The sequence below is a fragment of the Erysipelatoclostridium sp. An173 genome, from assembly GCF_963931465.1.
Classification (GTDB): Bacteria; Bacillota_I; Bacilli_A; order Erysipelotrichales; family Coprobacillaceae; genus Thomasclavelia; species Thomasclavelia merdavium.
Window position 1 is genome coordinate 1,380,777 of sequence record NZ_OZ007017.1, and the last position, 19,245, is coordinate 1,400,021.

The following is a 19,245-nucleotide window of genomic DNA, read 5'->3' on the forward strand; positions in this document are numbered from 1 at the left end:
GAGAAGAGTTATTCCTGCCAAAAACAAGAGCCATCATTTAGCAATTTTAAGAAGTATGTGTATTAATATTCTCAAAACTTATGTACAACAATAGATTTTAATCTTTTTTTCTTGCAACTAGATTGGACAGAGAAGTGTTACTTTTGTCACCGTCCATATAGCTGAAACATACATCTTTAAAATCCTGATGTTCTTTGATAAGTCTAAAAGCTTTTGCCACTTCATACGCATTGATGAAAAATCTACCTTCGATTACAGTAAAAAATGCATCCAGTTTAGCCGAATATTCAGGTTCGATTATTTCACGTTCCATGTTTTCTTTTGTATATCTTAAGAACTTACCATTTGTACAGATGTAATAGATATACTTATCTGTTTCAAAAAATGTCTTATAATTAGTTTGAGTTACATCTGCTTCAATCAGAATCAAGCCATCTAATATAGGAGTTGGTCCATAAGTTCTAATGTATAATCTTAAATTGTTGATACCATACTCCTTTTTGATTTCATATGCGGTCATTCTTTTAACTACATCTCCATTTCGATTAATTAGCAAATATTCTGAATTTTTTCTTTCATAGTTGTCATGAAATCTGAATTTTTGAGTGTTATCATTTCCACTATTTTGTCCATTACAAAAAAAATTATCATTAATATTAACGCTCATATCATTTATCTCCTTTAATTTGCAAATTTATTTATTAAATAGTTTAAAGATCTTTTTCTGCGATTTTCTTTATCAGTTCAAGATATTTAACTCTTTCTTTTTCAACGTTTTGCAAACGAGATAGTCCAAGATCTTCAGGAAAGAAACAGATACTATATCCTTCAGGATGTTCATATCTGGCAAAGCGTGGATAAATTCTTTCAAGTTTTACAATCCTATTAGTTTCAGGGTCAATGGTAGTAAATGGATAATCAGTAAAAACAAACATTATTTATAAACATCTCCTTTTTATATTACAATTATTCGTTTATTTTTGCTGATAGCATTGATTGACCCATCTATTTAGGTTTATAATCAAAGTATGTCGATATGGAATGTCGCTTTTTTGATTGGTACGATTGTTTATTGGATAAATTTAATTTTTTTAAATCAATTTTATTACTTCATTATTTGGCAGATAATGAAATAATGAGCACATTCCTTTCGACACCTTTTATTCTACCAAAGAGCAAAAAGTTAACGAACAATTGTATTCTTAGTTGTGATAATTATGTTATTTTTACAAATTATAAGAGATGATCAGTAAGTATTAATATACTTTATCAGCACAATATGAACATATGTGTTTACCTTCCGGTATTTCTGTACCACAGATGACACAATAATTTGTATTTTGGTCATTGTAATCAATCTTTTTTTTTGTTTTCAAAATGAGTTTTCTTCTATTTTTTTTATAAATTAATTTTGAATTTCTTTTCATTGATAACGTCACCTCAATTTTCAGTTTTTTTTTGACATAGATAGTTTTTTATGTAAAATTATTTATAAAATAATTAGCATAAAATCACTATCTAAGTAAGATTTTATTCATAAAGTTAAATTCTGTCTGTACAAACTAAAAAAAAGTTTGAAAAATTTTAATAACATAAATATCACAGATTTATCATTCGAAAAAAGAAAAAAACACCCTGTAAGCTATATACAGAGTGCATTTCAGCATGATTCTATAATTAACAAAAACTAAGAAAGGTAAGTTACATAATAATAAGCTAGAAGCTCGACTGTTTCAGGCATTATCACTTTTACCAGTTCCTCGCTGTCTTTTTCACAGTCAGTTTCATTGAAACTGGTAAAATCAAAATCAATGGTATGTGACTGCTCCATATTGGCATCAATCAACCGTCTTTCATTACGAGGCAACAAATGGATCAGACCTGTTTCAGTAAGGATGATATATGCTTCTCGAAACGCTTCAGGGCTTATTTTATCAGATATCGAGTTCATGTCCTTTTTCATCATTAAAATATCCTTCCCTAGAGTTATCAACGTTGTTTTCAAATTCCTTACAATTATTGTACCTTGAATTTTGTTTATGTTCAATAACTTGTTTGTCATAACTGCATGCAACTATGTCTTTGTTTTTTGCGATATACCTTTCAACGATAGCACCTATCTTATTTATCTGACGACCAAATATCTGTTTCATATTCAGATTTAAAGAATCATATAAAAGAGCCTGTTCTTTTGTATCAAGCGATCCTTCACAACAGATATTGGTGACGGTCAATGCTTCGCTGTAACTTTCATGATCAAAATCAGCATCAGACTTAAGAAAGAATTTTGGTCTTTGATTATTAATGATATAATTTCTATCCCATGTTAGATCTACGTTATAATACTTGTTATCAAGTTTAACAATATTCCAGCTGTGACCCTCTATGCCGTCTTTTTTAAACCCCTGTACATAGTGACACTCTATTCCCAGTTCACTGCACACATTTTTTAGGATATCAGCATATCCGGCACATACAGCTTTATTTTCAAAAAGACCTCCAATCATATTTCTGCTGATTAATGAACGAGTATAATCATTATTATTTTCCAGAGCAACTGCATCAAAATCATATTCGATTTCTTTTGCCAGTTTAAAGTACAATCTGGTAAATATTTCCTTTTCATTTAGAGAACTTTTAAACAAAGGCAGGATATCATTTTTTATTTCATTGATCTTATCCTTTATTCTGATAAAATCCCCTACCCTGTACATTGCTTTTTGAGAATTGCCACCTGAAGGATTATTGATATATATACCTTTAATATTTTTATTGGTAAAAAGAAACATATTGGATACATCACTTATCTTGTTAATATTTATATAGCAGTTGTTGGTTATGTTGCATCTATTAACCAGTTTTTTTATATCCTCATAATTGCCTCTGATAAATATATTTTTATGCAATGCCATATCGCTAGATATCCTGCTCAAACGTCTTAACAGTGCTTCATCAGGTTTATCAAGTACCTCTACTCTTATCTTTTCCAGATTACTGTTCTTAATCGATTCATAACACTCAGCAAATATATCGAGGCTAATTTTTTCGCCCTTAGCAAGACCTTTTATTTCATTCAGCTCCAGGATATCAGATTTGATTTTGTGATTGGTATCAATGATATAAGATGTTAATTTTTCATTGCAAGTGTGATAAATACGACCGTTCTTGTATATATTGATTGAAACTTCTTTAGGAATATCATTCAAAAAATCAACGTCATTAAGATTATTGTTAATTAGTGAAAGAGAGCAAAGTTCATTGAATCTTTCAAAAATACCTTTTGTGTTATTTATTTCTACATTTCTGATATATATGTTTGATACAGTAGTATTGAGATGTCTCAATAATTTCATGCAGATATTTCCTTTATTGGAATCATCGTTAGATGTAATAAGTCCAAAGCTGTCAATCCTGTCAGCTTCCTGCAAAAAGATAGAAAGATCATTTATCATATGGTTAAGTTCAGCATCATCTAATCTTGAGGTATTGATATCAACAACAAATTCACGAATTTTTTTTATAAATATATCCGGGTACTCCTGTGGCACGATGTAAGAAGTAATTTCAGGTAAACGCAGATTAAATTCTCTGTTGTTTACTTTGATCTCATTTGCTATTAATCGAAGTACATTTCTATCATGAATGATCATTAAATTATCAGCTCCTTTTTGTAAAAAAATAATGCCTGCTAATTCCGGGAGCAGGCAAAAAATATGTCTGTCAAAAAATAAATCGACAGACATAATTACAGATTTTTGAATCAAAAAATAAAAAGCATTATATTTCATACCAGTTCGAGAATTCATCGTTCAAAGCTTTTGATAGTATGCAATATAATGCGTGAACTACCCCACACCATAAAGGAATGGGGTTTTGCAATTCCAATTTTTATAAAAAAACTGCTCCTGCAATCATCTGCACGAACAGCTTAACTAGAAATAATCTTCTGAGATATCTTTTTCATTATTATTTATCATCAATGTATTTTCGAATTTTTTCAATGATTTATCATTCTCGTCCAGCAAAGAGTTAAATACATGCACTCTGTCATCTATGTCATAGACACGAATATCTTTTATTGCTTTATTTAGATAAGGAAGTTTTGTCAGCAAAGTATTGAGAGTACATGCAACTTTATAATTGGAACACAAAAAGGCTGTTTCGTATACACTATGTTCCTTATTAGAGAATCCAGCATCCAGCATGATTTTCTGGATATCTCGATACGCTTTAGTATAGTTTCTACAAAACAGCTCTTTTAGATAATTTGTATCAAGGTCAAATGCGATTGCTCGCCTATGTGTTCTGGTTTTATCTCTTAGGTAATCATTGTTTGATCTTCGGGGTTTCAATTAGACTCTCCTGCAAACAATCTTCTGTATGATCATCAAATATCCACAACCATTTTGTTAAAGATGGCAGGAACCAGTCATGGAACATAGGCATTCGACTGCACACTCTTCCCAGCATTCCAATATCATCAGTTGTTGTGACGTATATTCCCTGTTCTATTCTTTTGACCATATCTGGGAAGCGAGAAAAATTCATTTCATGTTCAATAATTTCATATGCTTCACCCACTGTTAATCCAGATGTTTCCTTTAGAATTTTCTCATTGAATTCAAATACCATTTTTGATGAATATTTCTTTTCAAATTTTTTCATAGTATAAAATGCTCCCTAATTCTGTATTTGACAAAAAATCTGTTTTGTTACAAGGTTCATTTTCTTTAAAAGTTATGATGACATAGCCCCAGCACACGCCGTCATCTGAAAGTACATGACAATCCCGGACATTGCCAGACAACTAGAACAATATTTACTATACGAAGCTTGGAAAACGTTTTTGATGTATTATGTTCCGATGTCTACTTTCTAGCCAATGTTATTGTATATTAAGCAAAATCCGCTTTTAATCCATTATATGACATTTCAAATTTTTGCTCTGTTTTTTTAGGTGTATAAGCTAATTCCATAGTTACATTCATATGCTCATTTTTAAGATAATAAGTTACAGCACCTGAAGGAAAAGTCTTTGTGTCCTTAATAGATTCTAGCCGTTCATATAACTTAGAATTAGCCTCTCTTAACCAGATATCTATTCTAGTATCACCGATAACCCCTGTTACTTTTACACAGCCGCTCAGCGTCGTCATAATGTTTTTAAGACGAACATCAGTATTGATTACTGGTGCTGTAAATCCGTTACCAAAAGGCTTGAAAGATCTTACTAGTTTGCTTACCTGAAGAAAGCTTTCATCATCAGTGTCGATTATATAAGGTACATTAGAAACAGCTTTTTCATCAGCAAATTTACCAGCATATCTGATAAAATCATTCATTCTATCTGCTTTGATTGATAAACCGCAGGCATCCTTATGACCTCCATATCCTATTATGATACCTTCAGGGATACAATTAAGTATATCCTCAATAAGATGAGCACTTGTATCATTTCTACCGCTTCCTTTGTAAAATACATCACCATTAGGCTGTTTTACCCTGGTAAAACAGAATGAAACTGTACCGAGTCCTGAAGAGTGTTTACCTGCAATTAATCCAGCTATTCCTTCATGAATATCATCACCAACAACGAAAACTGCTTTTTTCTCTGGAGAATATACAGGATTATAATGTCTCAGCTGTACATCAACAAGCTCTTTCCTCTTTTCGTTAAGAGCATACATCTTAGAAGCCATGGCATAAATCTTTCCCCGGTCATTACAGATAAAATAATTTACTGCAAAAGTAGCATCTGCAAGACGGCCTACAGCATTGATACAAGGGATGATATAGAATCCAAGCACTGTCTCATCAAATATCATGAAATCAAAATGACGTGCGAGGCGAACAAAATGTTGGTCAGGAGCTGTATTTAGCGAATTAAGTCCATCAATAAGCCATTTTCTGTTTTCATTGACATCCATATTGATACTGGCGACAGGCATGACATCACTTACGATCGAAATAGATGAAAGCTGAAGAAAATAACGCTCAAGGTCTTCGTCGCTGATATCATGAGTTTCAAATAAAGCCATAATAAGCTTATATGCAACCTGACAGCCGCTGATGTTTGCAAACGGATAATTTCCCATTGCAGGATGAACGATTGCATCTGCTGGTGGAATTCTTTTAATATTATGATGATCGGTAACGATAACTGTCATATTATATTCATCTTTTGCTGCTTTTATTGCATCATACGCAGCGATTCCATTATCGACCGTTAGAATCGTATCAGAACCATTTACATGAGCTTTTTTCACTAGATTGATATTTAATCCGTAACCGTCGGTAAAACGATTTGGAACGTAGAATTCAACATTTTTACCAGCTTTTTTAAGCCCCAGATAAGCTATAGTAGTTGCAGTGATACCATCAGTATCGTAATCACCAATGATAGTGATTTTACTAGCTTTATCAATAAGCTGGATAGCTTTTTTGATATCATTAAGTCGCCATTTATCATTCATTTCAGGCGGATTTTTTATGTATTGATATTGTTCTTTTCCATATCCCTGTGCTTGAAAATACGAAGCAAGATTGATCTTTGTCATATGTATTCCACTCTCCTTTTTAGAAATTTGTCATTATGATTACCAGAAAATTATTAAGCAAGTGTAAAATTATAGGATATTTGATATCTTTTGTATCTTCATACAGCTTACCGATTATCATTCCCGCAATGAAGTATAAAACAAGATTGCTGATATCAGTATGCATAAGAGCAAATAACAAGCTTGATGTTATAAGTGATAATTTAGAATATCTCCCTATTTTGCCAATAATTAGATATCTGAACAGAAATTCTTCAGCAAATACAGTCAGCACAGATATTATTATCCTGTCAAAACTGATAATATATTCTGCCTGTTCCATCTGTGGTATCATTGAAGACAGCATAATGTAAATCACTTGAAGTGCTATCATCATAATTAAGTATTTTATCAGCATAAGATTCTTATTGTTTTTCAACGTTTCAATACAAGTCAATATTATAAGTCCTTTCTATATTTGAATTCTTCATTACCTACAATCGAATAGTAGCTGTCATGTCCAATTACTATATGATCAAACATTTTAATTCCGACAATTTTACAGGCCATCTCTACCAATTGAGTTGCTTCTATATCATCTTTAGATGGCTTACTGTCACCGGTAGGATGATTATGTATCAGTAGTATAGAATTTGCATTAGAAAGCAGCGCAGCTTTCAAAATAGATTTTGGATTAAATTCTACTTTTTCAATATCTCCAAGAGAAGCAGTTGTGAACTACCCCAGACCATAAAGGTATGGGGCTTCTAGGGTGCAATGCATCCCATTTAAGAAGTCTGGTATTTGAGTTTCCACCTATTGCTAGGCAACCCTTATTCTTACAGGCACGTCCACTTTGCCTCTACTGTATAGGACACTCATGTCCACAACTCTACTTTTACGCATGATATTCAATGCCCCATTGACATCAGCATTATGCTCATCTCCGTTCCAGCGTCTGTATACGCCTCTTTTTATCCTTTTGCCACTGAATCGCATATTGCAGTTACCTTCTTCTCCAAACACTGGAAGATAATCCTTGTCCCAGAATGATGAATCTGATGTATAGCTTTCTTCCTGAATGATTAGTTCGATACCATTCAGTTCGCATAGATATTCCAGTCTTTCTTTTAGTTTTCCATATGGGATATTGACAAAAGCCTGATTGTTCTGTTTGCCGATATTTGAATTCAATTGAAAATCATCATTATAACCCAGAATGATCCTTCCGATGTTTTGAACATCACAGAATCTGATTACTTTCCATAATGCCTTATAGATGTAATCATTGACTCGATTATTACGTTTTTTGGCTAATTGAACCTGTCTTTTTGTCAGCTTGTCACCATATTTCTGTTTATCCTTGATGCCCTGTAATCTGGCATTTTCCTTGTTGTACCACTGATTATAAGATTTTAGCTTTCTTCCATCGATGATGAATGATCTGCCTTCACTGGTTACGCAGGTCATCAGATTATTTACACCAAGGTCGATTGCAAGTGCTTTTGTTCTGTCCAGTTCCCTTTGAATACATTCAGATTCATATGAATAATGTATTTCAAAGTACCTTGCATCATATCTTGGTACAATCTTGATTTCTTTGACCTTCTTATCTTTCAGTACAGGTGGTACTGTGATAGTTATCTTGTCATGATCTTTGGCATATTCCCTTGAATATGGAACGATCAGCTTATTATCTTTGAAACGAATAAAACCGATGATCAGTGTAAAGAAACTGTCCTTTTCCAGATAATGAGGCAGTTTGACCTTTTTGGGATCATATTCACCTTTGACAGCCAGCTTTTTCAGTTCAAGGAAAGACTTCATTGAACCATCAACTTTTTTCAGTATCTGCTGAGCCATGTTTGAGTTAAGAATCTTATAATTAGGGCTGTCTTTAATCAGCCTATAGTTATCTTCATATCTAAGAAATGATTCATCTTCAAAGTATTTCTGTCTGACATTATATAAGGCCTGGTTATACAGGTTCTTTGAATAATGAGCCAGTTCGCATAATGAAGTGAATTCTTTTTTTGTCAGGTGTTTCAGCTGCTGTTTTATGGTCTGATACATTTGGTTTCACCTCCTTCTCTTATCATCATACATATTTTACAAAATTGAGTTTTAATATCGAATATTTGAAACACAAAAATATTTTTTTTAAAAAGAAAGGAATTGCGTATCCCCACACCATAAAGGAATGGGGTTTTGCAATTCCAATTTTTATAAAATTAATCGGCTGGTTGTGTGTATTAAGGTTGACCGAAAATAATGCTTCACGATCCAGATATTTGTATTCCTGTGCAATAATTTCTACTGCATCTTTTGGGGTTCGTATTTTCTTTTTAGAAACCAGTGTTCGTTCTTTAACAAGTCTTATCGATACATTGTCCATATTAACTACTCCTTTCCACGTTAATGATATTAACATGTTTGTTCTTTTATCCGAATAATTGGAACTATATACCATTATTTTTTTCGAAATAATTATTCAGAATAAGGTCTTTATTGAAAAATGGCATTTCATCAAATATCAGTGAATACTTGTTTTTGAAGTCATCGTAAACGACTTTATCTTTTTTTGATAGCTCTGATACAGGAACATTTAACATGATATTTTCCTGGCCGCTAACTATTCTTTTCATATACCGATAGGCAATATCAGATTCATTGATTTCTGAATGTTTTAATTCACCTTCGATTTTATATTTATCTCTCAAAAAGATAAGATAGATGCATACGAAAACATCATCATCTGGGCGAACACCATAGTATTTGTCGATGAACTTATTTACACCCGGTTCAATAAGATCCATATAATGATAATATGATTTGTTTCGGTATTCTTTAAGACATTTTGATACACGATTTTTAGCCGATTCAAGTAAAGATCTTCTATCTTCATCATCACAGGTGTTAATCTGATCAAGAATATCATTGATAATATAGATATATTTTCTTGAACGTGCTATTTGATTGCTGGTATCATACTTCATGCAAAGTTGACCAATAAGCATTTTCTCTTCATCAGAAGGTCTTCCGGTTCTGGTTTCAATTATTGTTTCATATACTGTTTTAAATTCCATTACTATCACTTCTCTTCCTTATTAATATCTATATATAATACATAGGAAACGGAAAACAGGAAAAAGCTAATAAACCTCTTCCATCTTTCCGTTAATTACATCATTCAGTTCTTTTTCAGAAAATTCAGCATAATCCTTAAGATCACCAGTATTATAGAAAATGCGAATATCATTTTCCATATTAGTCAAACGGCAATTCTGATTAGTCTTTTGGCAACCCAATACAAAAGCCTGTTTATGACAAATGATTACTACTTTAGCTTTAGCTCTTGTAACCGCTGTATATATAAGATTTCGATTGAGCAGGAATATATTTTGTTTGATGATAGGGATTATGACACACTGGCTTTCCGTGCCCTGAGATTTGTGTATAGACATTGCATAAGATAGTTCCAGTTCTAGTGGGCTATCATAAGTTACATTTTTATCATCGAATTTTACATATGCAGTTGTTCCCTCTTCATCTTTGTAATATCTATCAATATAGCCTCTTTCACCATTGAATACATCTTTATCATAATTGTTTTTTATATGAATTATCTTGTCTTTATTATGAAAAACAGTATCCCCTTTTTTAAATATGACCTTATCCTGATTATCAGGATTCGCTGATTTGGACAGTTCATCATTCAAACTTTCAGATGAGACAACACGAGCACGGGTACGACAAGGGCAAAGTACGATTACATCATTATAATCTTCCATACATTTTTCATATGTTTTTACGATAATATCGAAAACCTCTTTTTCTCCCAAATCATCACTTACAGGTATCATCTGGAAATCATCACCAGCTTTGATCGTTCCATTATTATTATTGATTATATGCGCATTATTAATGATGTTAGAATTTTTGCTTTGTCTGAATATCGTTTTGAGCATAACAGTAGGAATCTTTTCCGATGTTATCATATCTTTTAATACATTGCCTGGTCCGATCGAAGGAAGCTGATCGACATCACCAATAAAGATAACCTTACATCCCTCTTTGACCGCAGTAATCAGTGATGTGAAGATATTAAGATCTACCATTGACATTTCATCTACGATAAGAAGTTTATATGGTAATTTATTTTCACGATTATATTTGAATTTATGTGTTCTGCCATCAATCATCAATGTACGATGAATAGTTTTAGCTTCCATTCCAGTAACTTCAGTAATTCTGTTTACGGCAACACCGGCAAAAGCACATTGTCCGATTTCATTGTTATGCACTTTTGTCAATCTTTTATATATTTTCAGGATACAATTGATGATGGTACTTTTACCAGTTCCTGGACCACCTGTAATTACGCTGACATTGTTCACAAGCGAATTTATGATTGCTTTGACCTGTTCGGTTTCATATGTGATTCCTATTTCTGTTTCAACAAGATTGATTTCCTGTTTTACTTGCTCACGAGTAAATTCATGAAAAGGTCTAGCCTTAAGCAATCTTACAAGTGCTTTGGTCGATTCTCTCTCATTGTAATAAAGTTTAGCAGGATAAAAACCTCCATCTCTTAAGATAATCTTCTTATCACGGCATAGATCACTGATACATTCATCTATCATCTTATCAGTAATATATCCAAGACTATAATTAGTATCTAGAAGTTTTTTTGATTCATCTGCAAGTTGGGTAAATTTTACATATAGACTACCGGTAGCTGAGCAAATCTGACTAAGCGCATAATATATACCTGCCTGTAATCTTTGTGAACTGGTATATTTCTTTTCATCAATTGCAAGAGCAATCTTATCAGCACGTTTAAATCCGAATCCATCTACATCATAAGCAATACGATAAGGCTCTTCTTTGACAACATACATAGAGTTAGTACCATATTTTTCATAGATACGGTCTATCATGTTATCAGTAACACCTTCTTTTCTAAGCAGGATGGTGAGTTCACGGTATTGCATATTCTTTTTAAAAGATTCTTTTATTTTTTCTACCTTCTTTTTTGTGATTCCTTTGATTTCAATCAATTTTTCAGGTTCAGTTTCGATGATATGTACAGAATCACTACCAAATTTATCATATATCTTTCTTGCCATGACCTCACCGATACCTTCGAACAGTCTTGATGACAGATATGCAATTATCTGTTCTTTTGACTTGATGTCATCATAAGCGACACTGGCATCTAAACATCTGAACTGTAAACCATATTTGCTTTTTTCCCAGTTACCAGTGAATGCATAAAGCACCCCTGAACTGATATCACCAATATTGCCGGTAACTGTAATCGTCTTTTTATCAATAGTCTTTACACTTAGCACACGATAACTACTGTCTTTTGCTTCAAAGATCCTGTATTTTACAGTTCCTTTGTAGACATATGTATTGCTGTTATAATTGGATTCATTTCTGAACATAGTCTGCATGATATTGTCTCCTTTCTCTGATCATAATTATCGTAGCATTAAAAAAACTGAAACCGAATAATTAGAAATATTTTTAGATTAAAATGAATTAATTACTATTTTTTATCCCAATACTGATTCCAATAGCTTCATCGAGCTTGTGCAACGTATCCTTTTTAAGACGACATATCAGTCTCGAACGAATACGGCTCTTGTCAATAGTTCTTATCTGTTCAAGCAGACAGCAGCTTTTTCTTTTTTTTATTTCAGGAATATCAACATGAGTAGGCATATATGCTTTTATCGTAGACGATACTGGAGCTATAATCAGAGTTGGACTATTTGTATTACCGATATCGTTTTGAATGATGACAACAGGTCTCATACCGCTTTGTTCGCTACCGATACCAGGTGAAAGATCTGCATAATATACATCTCCTCTTTTATATTTATTATTTTTTGTTAGTTCATTAATTTTTTTAATTGTTTTTTCATCAGTATGGCTTTTGGATTGTCAACACTTTTTTGGACAATTTCTATGAGAACATTCTAAATTCAACAGGTGTTTTATAATCAAGTGAACCATGTATCCTGATATTATTATACCAGTTTACATAATCAAATAATTCCAGTTCCAGCTCTTCTAAACTATCAAACCTTTTATTAAATGCAAATTCCGTTTTTATAATTTTATATGTTGCTTCAGCTACCGCATTATCATACGGACATCCTTTTGTACTTAGTGATCTGGTTATATTAAATGTTTTTAGTGCTTTTTCAATTTCTTCATTTTTAAATTCACTTCCGCGATCCGAATGAAACAATTCTATCTTACTTAAATCATATTTTATTGAATAAAGTGCCTTTTCAACCAGTTCGGCATTTTTATTTTTTCCAGCTGCATATCCTACAATCTCTCTGTTATACAAGTCTAACATAAGACATATATAATTCCATTTGCCACCTACATTAACATATGTCAGATCACTGACAACTACTTTCATTCTTTTTTCCTGTTTAAAATTCCGATTAAGCTTATTATCTATACTGTCATTATTACATTTTGTTTTGTGTAGTTTATACTGCTTTACTGTATAGCTGGATACCAGGCCATTTTTCTTCATGATACGTCTGATTCTTCTTCTGCTGACGATATGGCCGCGCTTGGCTAATTCCACTTTGATCTTCCTTGAACCATAATTGTTTCGACTATTTTTAAATATTTCTTTTATTAAATCAGTTAAATCATGATCATTGGATTTTTTCTTTTTTAAATTATTATTGCGATTATAATATAACGACGATCTAGGTATATCTAATAATTTGCACATAGCGCTGATTGGATATTTATCTGCGTTGGAAATGATAATATTTATTTTCGTCCCATAATCAGCGCTGCCTGCTTTAAAATATCATTTTCCATTTTTAATCGCTGATTTTCTTTACGAAGTTTAATAAGTTCTTTTTCTGCATCGCTGCGATTATCTTCGATATTAAATGAACCGGTAGAGTTAAACTTATTAATCCATGAAGATAGAGCAGAAGGAGTTAATTCATATTCACGAATCAATTCAGCTCTAGGTTTACCACTATTATATAATTCTACAATTTTTTGTTTAAATTCATCACTATAGGTTCTTCTTTCTCTTGCCATTTTAGTTTACCTCACTTTTACTTTCTAAATTGTAACAGTTCTCTTAGAAACTGTCCAATTTAGTGTAACCTATCCATTTTTTCATATGTATAGCTTGAATAGTTATTTCTGTTCTTGTTATAAGTTTTGTGCTTTGTCACTTATTATCAAACTCTCCTCTCGATATTTATTATTTTTTTAGCAAAAACAAAGGGCTTATTCAGAAAGAATAAAGCCCAATTCTATTCGACTTCCTTAAAATAACGGTCATAATAATCACGCATTTCTTTAGAATAATCCATTCCAATGATCTTGCTGTAGTGTTCATCATTATCAGAATTACCTAGTTCAGTAACATAAATATAATCTGTGAACGGTGTATAATCATCATAGACCATTTCAAACTCATATCTTGTTCCTGTTATCGTAGTCTCGCTATAATCCTGTTCGGTTTCAACAGTGAACTCAGCACCTTGATCATTTGCTGGTGATAGCGTATATGTATATGTCCCATCACTATTAGATGTCTTCTCTACATTGAACTCTACTGATTGTGTATATAATGTAGTTTCCACATCTTTTTTGAAGTCTGCATATGATAATTCGGGCTTTCCTGTAAATACTGAAACAATTATACAAATTAAGATTACAATAACGAATAGTCCTAACACACCAGCAATAATTTTCTTTTTGGATAATATTTTACTCAACCTTTGCACCACCTTTAATCGTTGTATTCGATACTATCGATAACTTCATTAGCAAGATCATCCAAAGCATCAGTATCATTTTCCTGAGAAAAAACAAATACTTCAGCTGGTACTTTACCATCACTATCTAAGAAAAAATCATATGATACATAACTGATTGTGATATTATTATCAGTTGATGTTTTTCCTGATGATTTCATAGCATCATATCCTCCAGCTGTAGTTTCTGTATATTTATCACTGAATTCAAGGTCACTTCCTGAACCATAGACAGTAGCGATGGCATTTGTTCTGTCACTGCGATAATAACCTGAAATATTATTTAGATTTATAAGCTCTGCCACTGTATCAGGATTAGTGTTTGTACTTACAATGACACCATATTCTTTATCATTTTCTTTTAGAATATAATAATCTGCATTATATGATTTTGACACTTCTGCATCAGCTGGAACCTCCATCGTATAGGAAGGTGCTGTTAGATCATATGTTTTGGTATCATCAAGATAATTAGATGTACTGTTTCCTGAACAACCAGCAATCGTAAATGCTGTCCCAGCAATCATAACTATTTTTCTTAAGATTTTGTGTTTTTTTGACATATATAGATATACACTCCTTTTTTTATATTTAAAAAACCAGCCAGTAATTATTATGATACAAAATAATTAGATAATCAGCATATTAAAGAAAAATGCAATATCTAACAAATGGACACAATCATGATTATATTGACAAAAAGTATTATATGTTAAAGCAGTTCGGAGAAAGTTGTGTTCTTACGCTACAGGAACACATCATTAATGACATTATAATGAGTTACTGGCCAGTATTGGATAGTAGTCATCCTATCCAAGTATAGCGTATCAGGATTAAAAAAATAACATAAGACATTCTCGAAAAAAGTTTTAAAAATTTTTGCTGATTATATCAAAATTAGTTCATCTACAATATGAGCAGGATAGCCCCACTTCTTTAAGTGGTGGGTTATTGACTATCTCAGCAAAATCTTTTTTTGCAAGAACTCTTTTTAGCGAATCAACGACCATTGGATTATATTTATCGTCATCATGGTCCAGAATTTCTAGTGCTTCTTCCTTTGTTACTTTGTTATGATAGACTCTGTTGGTAGTTAAAGCATCATAAGTATCAACTACAGCCATAATTTGAGCAGAAAGCGGAATTCTATTGATACCTATTGGATAGCCGCTTCCATCTTCTCGTTCATGATGTAAAAGAATTACTTCTTTGCATATGGTAAACAGTTTTCTTTCATTTATATCCAAGCTGATTCCTTTTGTCATTTCGGTAAGAACCATCAGACCATAAACAGTATGCATTTTCATTATCCTGTATTCTTCCGTTGTAAGTTTATCTGGTTTATTAAGAATATTTTTATCGATATTTATTTTACCTAAATCGTGTAATTTTGATGCAATTTTCATGTGGTCAGCAAACAGGTCATCCAGTTTTAATTCGGGATGGTCTTCTTTTAATTGCTTAGCAACTATATAAGCAAGGACACTCAGAAATTTAGAGTGTCCTGTTAATTCTTCAGGTACTTTGTTTATGAGATGTCCGATTATTTCTTCAAATGAATACATTCTTAATGTGCCCTCACAGGAAGAATAAGATGAATACCTTTTTTTTCAGGAGCATTAAATACATAAGGTTTTAGTGCTCCAACTCTATAGAGGTGTACCGTACCATCAGAACTAATATTAGCTAAAGCATCAAGGATGAATCTGACACTGAATGTTTCTTCAAATTCTTTTTCTTTTCCAGAAACCTTTACATCAGAAATGAAGTCCTGTGCGTTACCCACTTCCAATGTACGTGTTTCAAGGATTAGTGTATTATTTTTTAGTGTAATTTTTACATAATTTTCATTTTGATCATTAGCAATCAGTGAAACACGTTTTATAGATTCAATCAATGATCCTTTATCAACTTCGACCACTGTATTAAATGAATTAGGAACAAGCCGGTTGGTATCAGGATAACTTCCATCAACAAGTCTGAAAATTATTAAGATATTTCCGGTCTGAATCGATACTTTTTTTAATGATACCGTCATTTTGAAATTTTTATCATCATCAAGATTTTTAATGATCTTTAACACTTTCTTAACTGCTTTTTCCGGAATGATGATATTAAAATCATCACCATCTGATGTAATATCTGTTTTGATTTTAGCTAATCGATATCCATCTGTAGCAGCAGTGATAAGTCTTTTATTGGGTTTAGAATACACCAGGTTTACTCCTGTCAAAATCGGTTTTATTTCACTTTTTGATACAGCATATGATGTTTCTCCCAGAATTGATGACAGAAGTTTAGAATCAATATCGAATGCCGTTCCATCATTTGAAATATCAATATTAGGATAATCATCTACTCTAATGGTATTGACCTGATATTTAGATTTTTTACCTTTTACAGTAAGAACTGTTCCTTCCATCGTTACAGTAATATTTTCGTCATTTAATTTCTTAATAATATTACTAAAAATTAATGCAGGTACTAATACTTCTCCTGTTTCAATTACTTCCAGGTCATCACTTTCATACACTGACTGAATTGTTATATCTGTATTGCTTGAAAGTAATGTAATGCTATCTTCATCAACTGTCATTTTGATAGATTTTAATGCTGGTAATGGTACCATTGCATCAATAGCAAGATTTACTTTATCTAGTTCTTTTACAAATGTTTTTGTTGATAATTTTACTTTCATGTGTTTCCCTCCTCGTATTATCTTTACAAGCATATTGTACAAAAATAGTACGTTTTTCCGAATGATAGGAGAATTCGTTAAGAAAAAAAGATACCATTAAAATTTTGGTATCTTATCCTTATATTTTGATTATATATTTTTTTTTATTATACTTTTTAGCAAGTTTTAGCATGGATCTTGTACCTTTAGATTTGCCATCCCAAAATGCAAGAACAGCATTGCAGGCTTTGGCCATCTGTTCATTACGAATTGGTCTGGCCTTTTTCCCATACCTGGTCCAATTGGCAGGAAAAACCTGTAGCTAAAGATTGTTTTCTTTAGCATATCTTTCGCCAATGCTGTCAGTACCCTTGGCTCCACCTGATAAGATTATAAGATCATTTTTAAACTTATTATAGAACTGATCAAGTATTTTTTTAGTTCTATCATAATCATTATAATCTCGACATCCAGCAACAACTTGTTTCATATTTAATAATCAACAAGTTCAATGACTTTGCTCTGGATACCGGTCTCAGGATCATATCTGATGTGTTTTGCAAAAAGTTCAAGTCTTTCTCTAAATGCTTCATCTAAGGTATATTCTTTTCCATCATAACTAACTACCTTATCATTGAAATAATCGGTCCCGACCATTGCAACGAAGGTATTTAAATCAAATTCACTAACTGCCATAATTTAATGTTCTCCTTTTAAAGTTTTGTACAATATATATATTTTCAGAAAAGAACCCCTATTTTGTAGAGGCTCTTAAAACACAATATCATTATCCAATTGATCAGTATCAAAATCAATCTTAATTTCTGTATCATCTTCAGTTTCAGCTTTTTCTACATGAGCAGCAGCTTTTCTGCTTTCCATGAATTCGACTCTATCAGCTACAACATCAGTAGTATATACTGTTTCACCACTGTCTTTAGTATAGCTTCCTGTAGTGATTCTTCCAACTACACCAATCATTGAACCTTTTTTAAAGTATTTTTCTACAAATTCAGCTGTTTTGTTCCACGCAATACATCGAATGAAGTATGCACCTTCTTCTCCAAAATCTTTATTTACTGCTACTGTAAAACTTGTTACCGGTTTACCTTTGCCTGTTGTTCTTAATTCAGGATCTCTAGTTAATCTTCCACTTAATGTTACACTGTTCATAATTTGTTTCTCCTTTTCTTTTTTAGATTTCTTACTTTATACAATTATATTTTATCATCTGCCCAATATTTACCGAACTATTGGAAAATTTTTTGGAAATTGTTTTTAATTTTTTTCATGTAATGATTTATATGGTCCATATAAAGGATTGCTGGGATTGATGAGTGATATTAAAACAACATTATTTGTTTTGTTGTCATAATAAGAATTAGCCATCTTATTATCATCGTATACACCTTTTTCAAAACCCTTTTTACTTAGAAAGTCATCTACTAATTTAATGATACTTCTATTATCATTAATATTTTCTCCGTCGGTTTCACCCATAAGCCAATTTGTAGTCACACCAAAATATCTACTCAATATAACGATATGGTTTGACAACGGAGTATGTCTCCCTGCCAAATAATCATACAATGATGATTTTGAGATTCCAGTATTTTCAGCAACCTGTATGACAGATAATCCTTGTGCTTTGATTAAATCGTTGAAACGCAATGAAAATTTATTTTCTTGATCTACTTTATACAATTTTTTCACCTCTTTTTTAATTGAATCAATGTCTTTTATTTTTACAATTATATGTTAGCAATAGTTGATTAATTTCCGAATATTTGGAGAATAAGTCACAAAAAAAACTACAGAACGATCTGTAGTTTAATAAGTATATTCAGATTTTTAAAATTCAATTGCATCTTCTTCAATGATACCATAATCAACAACAATATTTTCTGGGGCGCTACCTGTTGGTACAGCTATTCCTAAGGCAACATAATCATATTTTCCTTCAACAGGTGGCATTATTTCTATATACTTATTTACAAAACTATCATATGGACAGTTAGCATCTTCAACCATATCGGCTGTAATACAATCCTGAATATCTTCAAATACATCTTCTATATTCTCTCCAAGTTCAACACCAATCAATACATGTTTTTTTATATTTTTGTATACATCTTTTCCTGCACGATATATTTTGTACTTTTTCATTATTATTCTCCTATCCTCTACATACTATTTAAGCTTATGCTGATTA

The 19,245-nt window shown here is 32.0% G+C and carries 23 protein-coding genes; all 23 read right to left on the bottom strand.

Features of this window, described 5'->3' with window-relative positions:
- Positions 1 to 97: 97 nt before the first annotated feature.
- The 23 genes from ABGT36_RS06975 to ABGT36_RS07085 all read right to left on the bottom strand — a co-directional run bounded on the left by ABGT36_RS06975 (position 98) and on the right by ABGT36_RS07085 (position 19,199).
- Positions 98 to 667 carry a hypothetical protein gene (locus ABGT36_RS06975; RefSeq protein WP_346677376.1) on the bottom strand — a complete coding sequence of 190 codons (570 nt, stop codon included), beginning with the start codon at positions 665 to 667 and terminating at the stop codon, positions 98 to 100.
- A 43-nt stretch (positions 668 to 710) separates the two neighbouring features.
- On the bottom strand, positions 711 to 935 hold the full coding sequence (locus ABGT36_RS06980) for a hypothetical protein (protein WP_346677378.1): 225 nt from the start codon (positions 933 to 935) through the stop codon (positions 711 to 713).
- A gap of 321 nt (positions 936 to 1,256) precedes the next feature.
- On the bottom strand, positions 1,257 to 1,427 hold the full coding sequence (locus tag ABGT36_RS06985) for a hypothetical protein (RefSeq protein ID WP_346677380.1): 171 nt from the start codon (positions 1,425 to 1,427) through the stop codon (positions 1,257 to 1,259).
- 260 nt (positions 1,428 to 1,687) lie between these two features.
- Positions 1,688 to 1,966 carry a hypothetical protein gene (locus ABGT36_RS06990; RefSeq protein ID WP_346677382.1) on the bottom strand — a complete coding sequence of 93 codons (279 nt, stop codon included), beginning with the start codon at positions 1,964 to 1,966 and terminating at the stop codon, positions 1,688 to 1,690.
- Positions 1,935 to 3,788 carry a transglutaminase domain-containing protein gene (locus ABGT36_RS06995; protein ID WP_346677384.1) on the bottom strand — a complete coding sequence of 618 codons (1,854 nt, stop codon included), beginning with the start codon at positions 3,786 to 3,788 and terminating at the stop codon, positions 1,935 to 1,937. The genes ABGT36_RS06990 and ABGT36_RS06995 overlap by 32 nt, the downstream gene beginning before the upstream one ends.
- Positions 3,789 to 3,932: 144 nt before the next feature.
- Complete coding sequence (locus ABGT36_RS07000; protein WP_346677386.1) at positions 3,933 to 4,352, bottom strand: hypothetical protein; 420 nt, start codon at positions 4,350 to 4,352, stop codon at positions 3,933 to 3,935.
- Positions 4,327 to 4,665, bottom strand: a complete 339-nt coding sequence (locus ABGT36_RS07005) for a hypothetical protein (RefSeq protein WP_346677388.1) — start codon at positions 4,663 to 4,665, stop codon at positions 4,327 to 4,329. The genes ABGT36_RS07000 and ABGT36_RS07005 overlap by 26 nt, the downstream gene beginning before the upstream one ends.
- Before the next feature lie 230 nt (positions 4,666 to 4,895).
- On the bottom strand, positions 4,896 to 6,557 hold the full coding sequence (locus ABGT36_RS07010; protein ID WP_346677390.1) for a DHH family phosphoesterase: 1,662 nt from the start codon (positions 6,555 to 6,557) through the stop codon (positions 4,896 to 4,898).
- Between the two features lie 801 nt (positions 6,558 to 7,358).
- Entirely contained in the window at positions 7,359 to 8,609 is a 1,251-nt protein-coding gene (locus ABGT36_RS07015) for a transposase (RefSeq protein WP_346677391.1), read from the bottom strand.
- Between the two features lie 25 nt (positions 8,610 to 8,634).
- On the bottom strand, positions 8,635 to 8,931 hold the full coding sequence (locus tag ABGT36_RS07020; protein ID WP_346677393.1) for a hypothetical protein: 297 nt from the start codon (positions 8,929 to 8,931) through the stop codon (positions 8,635 to 8,637).
- Positions 8,932 to 8,995: 64 nt separating this feature from the next.
- Positions 8,996 to 9,622 (bottom strand): hypothetical protein, encoded by a 627-nt coding sequence (locus tag ABGT36_RS07025; protein ID WP_346677395.1) that lies wholly within the window; start codon positions 9,620 to 9,622, stop codon positions 8,996 to 8,998.
- 66 nt (positions 9,623 to 9,688) lie between these two features.
- Positions 9,689 to 11,995 (bottom strand): ATP-dependent RecD-like DNA helicase, encoded by a 2,307-nt coding sequence (locus ABGT36_RS07030; protein ID WP_346677397.1) that lies wholly within the window; start codon positions 11,993 to 11,995, stop codon positions 9,689 to 9,691.
- An 88-nt stretch (positions 11,996 to 12,083) separates the two neighbouring features.
- A complete protein-coding gene (locus tag ABGT36_RS07035; protein ID WP_346678631.1) occupies positions 12,084 to 12,458 on the bottom strand; it encodes a type II toxin-antitoxin system PemK/MazF family toxin in 375 nt (124 codons plus the stop codon).
- Between the two features lie 52 nt (positions 12,459 to 12,510).
- Positions 12,511 to 13,628, bottom strand: a protein-coding gene (locus ABGT36_RS07040) for an IS3 family transposase (protein WP_204245297.1) whose coding sequence is annotated in 2 segments (ribosomal slippage) — positions 12,511 to 13,349 and positions 13,349 to 13,628 — 1,119 coding nt in all. Because the reading frame shifts where the segments join, the coding sequence is not laid out codon by codon here.
- Between the two features lie 221 nt (positions 13,629 to 13,849).
- Entirely contained in the window at positions 13,850 to 14,317 is a 468-nt protein-coding gene (locus ABGT36_RS07045) for a hypothetical protein (protein ID WP_346677398.1), read from the bottom strand.
- Positions 14,318 to 14,331: 14 nt separating this feature from the next.
- Positions 14,332 to 14,919: a hypothetical protein gene (locus tag ABGT36_RS07050; RefSeq protein WP_346677399.1), complete on the bottom strand. Its 588-nt coding sequence runs from the start codon at positions 14,917 to 14,919 to the stop codon at positions 14,332 to 14,334.
- A 339-nt stretch (positions 14,920 to 15,258) separates the two neighbouring features.
- On the bottom strand, positions 15,259 to 15,921 hold the full coding sequence (locus tag ABGT36_RS07055; protein ID WP_346677401.1) for an HD domain-containing phosphohydrolase: 663 nt from the start codon (positions 15,919 to 15,921) through the stop codon (positions 15,259 to 15,261).
- 2 nt (positions 15,922 to 15,923) lie between these two features.
- The gene (gene dnaN / locus ABGT36_RS07060) at positions 15,924 to 17,054 is read right to left on the bottom strand and encodes a DNA polymerase III subunit beta (protein ID WP_346677403.1); all 1,131 of its coding nucleotides are present in this window, start codon (positions 17,052 to 17,054) and stop codon (positions 15,924 to 15,926) included.
- Positions 17,055 to 17,355: 301 nt separating this feature from the next.
- Positions 17,356 to 17,523: a DUF2493 domain-containing protein gene (locus tag ABGT36_RS07065; RefSeq protein ID WP_346677405.1), complete on the bottom strand. Its 168-nt coding sequence runs from the start codon at positions 17,521 to 17,523 to the stop codon at positions 17,356 to 17,358.
- 2 nt (positions 17,524 to 17,525) lie between these two features.
- The gene (locus tag ABGT36_RS07070; RefSeq protein ID WP_346677407.1) at positions 17,526 to 17,729 is read right to left on the bottom strand and encodes a hypothetical protein; all 204 of its coding nucleotides are present in this window, start codon (positions 17,727 to 17,729) and stop codon (positions 17,526 to 17,528) included.
- 75 nt (positions 17,730 to 17,804) lie between these two features.
- Complete coding sequence (locus ABGT36_RS07075; protein WP_346677409.1) at positions 17,805 to 18,206, bottom strand: single-stranded DNA-binding protein; 402 nt, start codon at positions 18,204 to 18,206, stop codon at positions 17,805 to 17,807.
- A 105-nt stretch (positions 18,207 to 18,311) separates the two neighbouring features.
- The gene (locus tag ABGT36_RS07080; RefSeq protein ID WP_346677411.1) at positions 18,312 to 18,737 is read right to left on the bottom strand and encodes a helix-turn-helix transcriptional regulator; all 426 of its coding nucleotides are present in this window, start codon (positions 18,735 to 18,737) and stop codon (positions 18,312 to 18,314) included.
- A gap of 147 nt (positions 18,738 to 18,884) precedes the next feature.
- Entirely contained in the window at positions 18,885 to 19,199 is a 315-nt protein-coding gene (locus tag ABGT36_RS07085) for a hypothetical protein (protein ID WP_346677413.1), read from the bottom strand.
- Positions 19,200 to 19,245 lie beyond the last annotated feature (46 nt).

Bases quoted from the DNA above. Each gene is read 5' to 3' on its own strand.
- ABGT36_RS06975 (WP_346677376.1), bottom strand. From the start codon at position 667: ATGAGCGTTAATATTAATGATAATTTTTTTTGTAATGGACAAAATAGT.
- ABGT36_RS06980 (WP_346677378.1), bottom strand. From the start codon at position 935: ATGTTTGTTTTTACTGATTATCCATTTACTACCATTGACCCTGAAACT.
- ABGT36_RS06985 (WP_346677380.1), bottom strand. From the start codon at position 1,427: ATGAAAAGAAATTCAAAATTAATTTATAAAAAAAATAGAAGAAAACTC.
- ABGT36_RS06990 (WP_346677382.1), bottom strand. From the start codon at position 1,966: ATGATGAAAAAGGACATGAACTCGATATCTGATAAAATAAGCCCTGAA.
- ABGT36_RS06995 (WP_346677384.1), bottom strand. From the start codon at position 3,788: ATGAAATATAATGCTTTTTATTTTTTGATTCAAAAATCTGTAATTATG.
- ABGT36_RS07005 (WP_346677388.1), bottom strand. From the start codon at position 4,665: ATGAAAAAATTTGAAAAGAAATATTCATCAAAAATGGTATTTGAATTC.
- ABGT36_RS07010 (WP_346677390.1), bottom strand. From the start codon at position 6,557: ATGACAAAGATCAATCTTGCTTCGTATTTTCAAGCACAGGGATATGGA.
- ABGT36_RS07015 (WP_346677391.1), bottom strand. From the start codon at position 8,609: ATGTATCAGACCATAAAACAGCAGCTGAAACACCTGACAAAAAAAGAA.
- ABGT36_RS07020 (WP_346677393.1), bottom strand. From the start codon at position 8,931: ATGGACAATGTATCGATAAGACTTGTTAAAGAACGAACACTGGTTTCT.
- ABGT36_RS07025 (WP_346677395.1), bottom strand. From the start codon at position 9,622: ATGGAATTTAAAACAGTATATGAAACAATAATTGAAACCAGAACCGGA.
- ABGT36_RS07030 (WP_346677397.1), bottom strand. From the start codon at position 11,995: ATGCAGACTATGTTCAGAAATGAATCCAATTATAACAGCAATACATAT.
- ABGT36_RS07050 (WP_346677399.1), bottom strand. From the start codon at position 14,919: ATGTCAAAAAAACACAAAATCTTAAGAAAAATAGTTATGATTGCTGGG.
- ABGT36_RS07055 (WP_346677401.1), bottom strand. From the start codon at position 15,921: ATGTATTCATTTGAAGAAATAATCGGACATCTCATAAACAAAGTACCT.
- dnaN (WP_346677403.1), bottom strand. From the start codon at position 17,054: ATGAAAGTAAAATTATCAACAAAAACATTTGTAAAAGAACTAGATAAA.
- ABGT36_RS07065 (WP_346677405.1), bottom strand. From the start codon at position 17,523: ATGAAACAAGTTGTTGCTGGATGTCGAGATTATAATGATTATGATAGA.
- ABGT36_RS07070 (WP_346677407.1), bottom strand. From the start codon at position 17,729: ATGGCAGTTAGTGAATTTGATTTAAATACCTTCGTTGCAATGGTCGGG.
- ABGT36_RS07075 (WP_346677409.1), bottom strand. From the start codon at position 18,206: ATGAACAGTGTAACATTAAGTGGAAGATTAACTAGAGATCCTGAATTA.
- ABGT36_RS07085 (WP_346677413.1), bottom strand. From the start codon at position 19,199: ATGAAAAAGTACAAAATATATCGTGCAGGAAAAGATGTATACAAAAAT.